The organism is Pseudomonas sp. BIGb0558 (genome assembly GCF_024807515.1).
GTDB classification, from domain to species: domain Bacteria; phylum Pseudomonadota; class Gammaproteobacteria; order Pseudomonadales; family Pseudomonadaceae; genus Aquipseudomonas; species Aquipseudomonas yamanorum_A.
This window is the reverse complement of record NZ_JANUEW010000025.1, coordinates 82,950-89,100: the sequence shown is the minus strand read 5'-3', so window position 1 is coordinate 89,100 and position 6,151 is coordinate 82,950. Positions and strand designations below refer to the sequence as shown.

Sequence of the window (6,151 nt, the reverse complement as noted above, 5' to 3'; positions counted from 1 at the left end):
GCGGACTATCGACGTGAATAAGCCAGATTACGGACCATAATGTGTCAACCATGTCCCCGCACATGTGTCCACCATGTGTCCGGTCCGTACACGCTGTTCAAAAGTGAGCCGCCGTAAGGGCGGAACCCATAGCGGCCCTGACCGCAGCAACGGATATACACACCAACCAATCCCCCATCCCAAGATGGCAAGATGAACCGGACTCAGGTTAACTACTCTATGAGTAATGGTTTCACCGACCTTGCACGTCGGTTCATCAAGGTCACCGAATGGACAAATACACCCCCCACACCTGGCAGCCCCACGAACGCCCGAGCCTGCCGGGCTCGCCGTCGACGCCGCTGCATTCCACCCGCAAGCGCTGGGCCTATGCCCTGGTCGGCGTGCTGGTGGCAATCACCGGCGGCCTCGGCAACTCGCTGGTGATCGCCAACCTGGTGTACCTGCAAGGCGCCTTGGGCGCCACCACCGCAGAAATGGCCTGGCTCCCCGCCGCCTACGTGATGACCAACGTCTCGATGAACCTGCTGCTGGTGAAGTTCCGCCAGCAATTCGGCCTGCGGGCCTTCACCGAAGTGTTCCTGGTGCTCTACGCCCTGGTCACCTTCGGCCACCTGTTCGTCAACGACCTCAGCTCCGCCATCGCCGTACGGGCCGCCCATGGCATGGTCGGCGCCGCCCTCAGTTCCCTGGGCCTGTACTATATGATCCAGGCCTTCCCCGCAAAATGGCGGATGAAAGCCCTGGTACTCGGCCTGGGCACCGCACAGCTCGCGTTACCCCTGGCCCGGTTATTCTCCGAAGACCTGCTGCAAATCGCCGAATGGCGCGGCCTGTATCTGTTCGAACTGGGCATGGCCCTGACCTGCCTGGGCTGTGTGTTCCTGCTCAAGCTGCCTCCGGGCGACCGCTTCAAGACCTTCGAAAAACTCGACTTTCTCACCTTCGCGATCCTCGCCACCGGCGTCGCCTTGCTCTGCGCCGTGCTGTCCCTGGGCCGAATCGACTGGTGGCTGGAGGCGCCGTGGATCGGTATCGCCTCGGCCTGCTCGCTGGTGCTGATCATGGCCGGCCTGGCGATCGAGCATAACCGCGCCAACCCGTTGCTGATGACCCGCTGGCTGGGCAGCGGGGCGATGATTCGCCTGGCGCTGGCGGTAATCCTGATTCGCATGGTGCTCTCGGAGCAGTCCACCGGCGCCGTGGGCTTCATGCAGATGCTGAACATGAGCAACGAGCAGATGCGCACGCTCTATTGGGTGATGCTGGCGGGGGCGATTGCCGGCCTGGCCGTCAGCGCGCTGACCATCAACCCCTCGCACTTGCTGATGCCGCTGATCATCTCCCTGGCCTTCATGGCCACAGGCTCGGTGATGGACAGTTTCTCCAGCAACCTCACGCGCCCGCAAAACATGTACATCAGCCAGTTCCTGCTAGGCTTTGGCGGCACGTTTTTCCTCGGGCCGACCATGGTGTTGGGCACGAAAAACGTGCTGACCAACCCCAGGAACCTGGTGAGCTTCTCGGTGCTGTTCGGGATCTGCCAGAACCTCGGCGGCCTGATCGGCGCGGCATTGCTGGGGACGTTCCAGATCGTGCGGGAGAAATTCCATTCCAGCATGATCGTCGAACACCTGACCTTGCTCGACCCGCGCGTGGCGGCGCGGGTGGCCAGCGGCGGCTCGGCCTATGGCGGGGTGATTGCCGACCCCGAGTTGCGTAACCTGATGGGCATTCGCAGCCTGGCCACGGCGGCCACCCGTGAGGCGAATGTGATGGCCTATAACGATGTGTTCATGCTGATCGCGATCATCGCCATCCTCACCATGATCTGGATTTTTATCCGCAGCCTCTGGCTGATGAGTACCACTAAAGCTGCCGCCAGCGCAGCGCCTTCCGTTCAACCCAGCGGCGCACTTTCTTCATGACCGAACCGACGACGACTACCACCAACGCCATCGCTTCCACGCCGGAAGGCACCGCGCCACCGAGCATGCCGGCCACCGAACCCCGCTCGTTGCGGGTGCGCATCATCTCTTCCATGGGCTTTGCCGCGATTGCGATTGTCGGCGTGCTGATCGTGCTCTACGCCTGGCAGTTGCCGCCCTTCAGCAGCGCCGTGGAAACCACCGAGAACGCCCTGGTGCGCGGCCAGGTGACGATCATCGGGCCGCAGCTCAGCGGCTACGTGTATGAAGTGCCGGTGACGGACTTCCAGTACGTCAAGGCCGGGGATTTGCTGGTGCGCCTCGATGACCGCATCTACAAGCAGCGCCTCGACCAGGCCCTGGCGCAACTGGCGGTGCAGCAGGCGTCGCTGGGCAATGTGGTGCAGCAACGCAACAGTGCCGAGGCGACCATCAAGCTGCGCCAGGCGGCCTTGATGGACAGCCAGGCCCAGGCCCGCAAGAGCACCGCAGATTTGCGCCGCAACGAAGAGTTGATCAGCGACGGTTCGGTGTCCAAGCGCGAGTTGGACGTGACCCGCGCCGCCAACGCGCAGACCATTGCCGCCGTGGCCCAGGCCCAGGCCAACCTGGAAATCGCCCGGCAGGATTTGCAGACGGTGATCGTCAATCGTGGTTCGCTGGAAGCGGCGGTGGCCAGTGCCGATGCGGCGGTGGAACTGGCGCGTATCGACCTGTCGAACACCCGGATCATCGCCCCGCGTGACGGGCAACTGGGGCAGATTGGCGTGCGCCTCGGGGCCTACGTCAACAGCGGTGCGCAGTTGATGGCGCTGGTGCCGAACCAGCTGTGGGTGATCGCCAACATGAAAGAAACCCAGATGGACAACGTGCAGGTAGGCCAGCCGGTGACCTTCACCGTTGATGCCCTGGACCACCGCAAGTTTCATGGCACGGTGCAGCGTGTTTCGCCAGCGACCGGTTCCGAGTTCAGCTTGTTGCAGGCGGATAACGCGACGGGCAACTTCGTGAAGATCGCCCAGCGGGTGCCGGTGCGGATCACCGTGGACCCGGGGCAGGAACAGAGTGAGCGGCTGCGGCCGGGGTTGTCGGTGGTGGTGAGTATCGACACGGCGGGGCGCCTGAAAAACACCCCGCCCTGACACACCGCAAGTCTCCATTGTGGAATGCAATCAATGTAGGAGCTGGCTTGCCTGCGATAGCATCACCTCGGTGTGCCTGAAAGACCGAGTTGCCTGCATCGCAGGCAAGCCAGCTCCCACATGGGTTTTGTGTGGTTAGAGAGGGTTGTATTGCAGGCTGAAACCCAGCTCTGCCGATTGACCTTTCTCCAGCAATTTCAACCCCGGCCTGCCCGGCAGGTGATGGGCATTCACCGGATGACTCACCGGCTCGAAGCAGAAAAAGTCCAACCCCGGCGGGCAGTACAGCAGGAAGTAGTCTCTGCCGGTGGCCTGGCATTCCAGGGTGTAACCCAGCTGCGGTTGCTGGATCAGGCAACGCCCGTCCCATTGGCAAAAACCATTGTCCACCAGCGCCTCGGGTAGCGATTTCAGCTGCTGAAAATCCCACTCGGCGGGCACGGCAGCCAGGCCCGTCGGCAGTTTCGTTGCATCACTCATCCACACCTGCGAAGCCTTGGCCTGCAACCGGGTGCCCGGCCTGCGTGGCAGATACGGATGCAACCCCAGCCCATGCCACGCCGCCTGCTCCGCCAGATGGGTGACCCGCAGGCTGATGCTCAACCTGCCGTCCTTCAACTGAAAACGCTGCTCGGCGCGATAGGCAAACGGTGTGGTGCTGTCCAGTTGCAGCAGCACCTCGTCTGCCGACTGGCTGATGACCTGCCACGCCTGTTGCCAGGCGCTGCCATGAATTGGCAATGGGTCGAGCGGGCTGTTGGCTTCAAGGGCCAGCCATCCGGAGGGATTATCGAAGCCACCCTCGGCAATCCGGTTCGACCAGGGCGCCAGCGGGAAACACCCCAGCTTGCCCGGCAGGCCGCTGGCCAAGGCTGGTTCATCAGTGTGGCGCAGCAAGGGTTGGCCGCTGCTGCGTACTGTCCAGTTGACGATACTCCCACCTAACGCTGGTGCCAGCGTCAGGTGGGTCAGGTTGTCTTCGAGTTCAAGCATCATGAGTGTCAGCAGACCTATTGGATGATGAATGCTTCTGTGGTGAGGGGAGCTTGTTGCGGTGAGGGGAGCTTGTTGTTGTGAGGGGGGCTTGCTGTGGCGAGGGAGCTTGCTCCCGCTGGAGTGCGAAGCGCTCCCAAGATTTTGGGGCCGCTGCGCAGCCCAGCGGGAGCAAGCTCCCTCGCCACAGCAGCTCCCTCGCCACACGCAGTGCGGGGGTTATAGCACCAACCCAGGCAACCACAACGATAACGCCGGAATGTAGGTCACGGCCATCAGCACCAAAAACAGCACGCCATAAAACGGCAGCAGCGCCTTCACGGTTTTCTCGATGCTGACCTTGCCCACCGCCGCCCCTACAAACAGCACCGCGCCCACCGGCGGGGTGATCAGGCCGATGCCGAGGTTCACCAGCATGATCATGCCGAAGTGCACCGGGTCGACGCCAATGCCCAGGACCACCGGCAGCAAGATCGGCGTGAGGATCAGAATCAGCGGCGCCATGTCCATCACCGTGCCCAGCAACAACAGCATGGCGTTGATGCACATCAGGATCACGTAGCGGTTGTCTGACAGGGTCAGGAACATCGTGGTGATCTTGGCCGGGATCTGCATCAGCGTCATGATGTAGCCGAAGCTGGCGGCGAACGCGATCAGGATCATCACGATGGAAATCGTGCGCACCGTGCGGTGCATCAGTTTGGGCAGTTCGCTCCACTTGTAGTCGCGGTAGATGAACATGGTCACGAAGAACGCCCACAGCACCGCAATCGCCGCCGACTCGGTGGCGGTGAAGATGCCCGACAGAATCCCGCCGAGGATGATCACCATCGCCATCAAGCCCCACAGGGCGTCGGCGCAGATTTTCAGTGCCTGTTTCAGGGGAATCACTTCGCCCTTGGGGTAGTTGCGCTTTTTCGCGAAGATCAGGCACAGCACCATCAGGCAGGCGCTCATCAGCAGGCCCGGAACCACGCCGGCCATGAACAGCGAGGCGATGGACACCGTGCCGCCGGCCGCCAGGGAGTAGAGCACCGAGTTGTGGCTGGGTGGCGTCAGCAAGGCTTGCACCGAGCCGCTCACGGTGACGGCGGTGGCGAATTCACGGGGATACCCCTGGCGTTCCATTTCCGGAATCAGCACCGAACCCACCGACGCGGTATCGGCCACCGACGAGCCGGAGATCGCCCCGAAAAACGTCGAGGCCATGATGTTCACCAGGGACAAGCCACCGCGCACAAACCCCACCAGCACCCCGGCAAACGCCACCAGCCGGCGGGACATGCCGCCCTCGGCCATGATCGCCCCGGCCAACACGAAGAACGGGATCGCCATCAGCGAAAACTTGTTCACCCCGCCGGCCACCTGAATCATCAGGGCCTGGAACGGAATGTCGATCCACCATGCGCCGATCAGCGCAGAAAGCCCCAGGGCGTAGGCCACTGGCATGCCAATCAGGATCAAGGCGATAAAGCTGCCCAACAGAATCAATGCGTCCATTCAGGCAGCCCCTTCACTTTCTTCAACCAGGTCGAAGCGCACGACCCGACGGTTGCTCTGGTCACCGAGCAGGAGTTTTTCCAGCACAAAAATCAGCGTCAGCAGGCCGCCAACCGGGATCGGCATATAGGTGATGCCCACCCGCAAGGTCGGCATGGCGCTCATGAACTGGTTCCAGGTGGACAGGCACAGCTTGGTGCCCCAGATCGCCATGAACAGGCAGATGGTGCCCATCAACAATTGCGAGACGATACCCACGACTTTGCGTTGGCCCGGCGGCAGGCGGTCGGTGACCATGGCCACCGACATGTGCGCCCCGGCACGGTAACTGGCGGCGGCGCCGACAAAGGTGAACACCAGCATCAGCAGGATGGCAGTGGGCTCGGGCCAGCTGGAGCCGGTGCCGAGGACATAGCGGGCGAAGATGCCCCAGGGGATGATCAGGGCGACACCGAGGACGGCGAGGCCGGCGACCCAGATGCAGCTCATGTAGATGCGGTCGTTGATGCGCAGCAGTAAATTCTTCATGGCGTTCACCGTGACCGGGCGCGTCGGTACTGACCGCGCCGGGCCTTGTCTATAAGGGGA

The 6,151-nt window shown here is 62.5% G+C and carries 5 protein-coding genes; 2 read left to right on the top strand and 3 right to left on the bottom strand.

The features are described from left to right. The first annotated feature begins 269 nt into the window (after positions 1-269). Both M2400_RS24225 and M2400_RS24220 read left to right on the top strand, forming a co-directional pair. Positions 270-1,928 (top strand): MFS transporter, encoded by a 1,659-nt coding sequence (locus M2400_RS24225; RefSeq protein WP_177120272.1) that lies wholly within the window; start codon positions 270-272, stop codon positions 1,926-1,928. Beyond that, positions 1,925-3,070, top strand: coding sequence for an HlyD family secretion protein (locus tag M2400_RS24220; protein ID WP_259198513.1), 1,146 nt, complete (start codon positions 1,925-1,927; stop codon positions 3,068-3,070). Before M2400_RS24225 ends, M2400_RS24220 begins: the two co-directional genes overlap by 4 nt. Before the next feature lie 135 nt (positions 3,071-3,205). Here the strand turns inward: M2400_RS24220 and M2400_RS24215 are convergent, their stop codons facing one another. The 3 genes from M2400_RS24215 to M2400_RS24205 all read right to left on the bottom strand — a co-directional run bounded on the left by M2400_RS24215 (position 3,206) and on the right by M2400_RS24205 (position 6,091). Next, on the bottom strand, positions 3,206-4,066 hold the full coding sequence (locus M2400_RS24215) for an aldose 1-epimerase (RefSeq protein WP_259198515.1): 861 nt from the start codon (positions 4,064-4,066) through the stop codon (positions 3,206-3,208). A 216-nt stretch (positions 4,067-4,282) separates the two neighbouring features. Continuing rightward, positions 4,283-5,563 carry a TRAP transporter large permease gene (locus tag M2400_RS24210; RefSeq protein WP_010166793.1) on the bottom strand — a complete coding sequence of 427 codons (1,281 nt, stop codon included), beginning with the start codon at positions 5,561-5,563 and terminating at the stop codon, positions 4,283-4,285. Further along, the gene (locus tag M2400_RS24205) at positions 5,564-6,091 is read right to left on the bottom strand and encodes a TRAP transporter small permease (RefSeq protein WP_177079334.1); all 528 of its coding nucleotides are present in this window, start codon (positions 6,089-6,091) and stop codon (positions 5,564-5,566) included. Between the last annotated feature and the right edge of the window lie 60 nt (positions 6,092-6,151).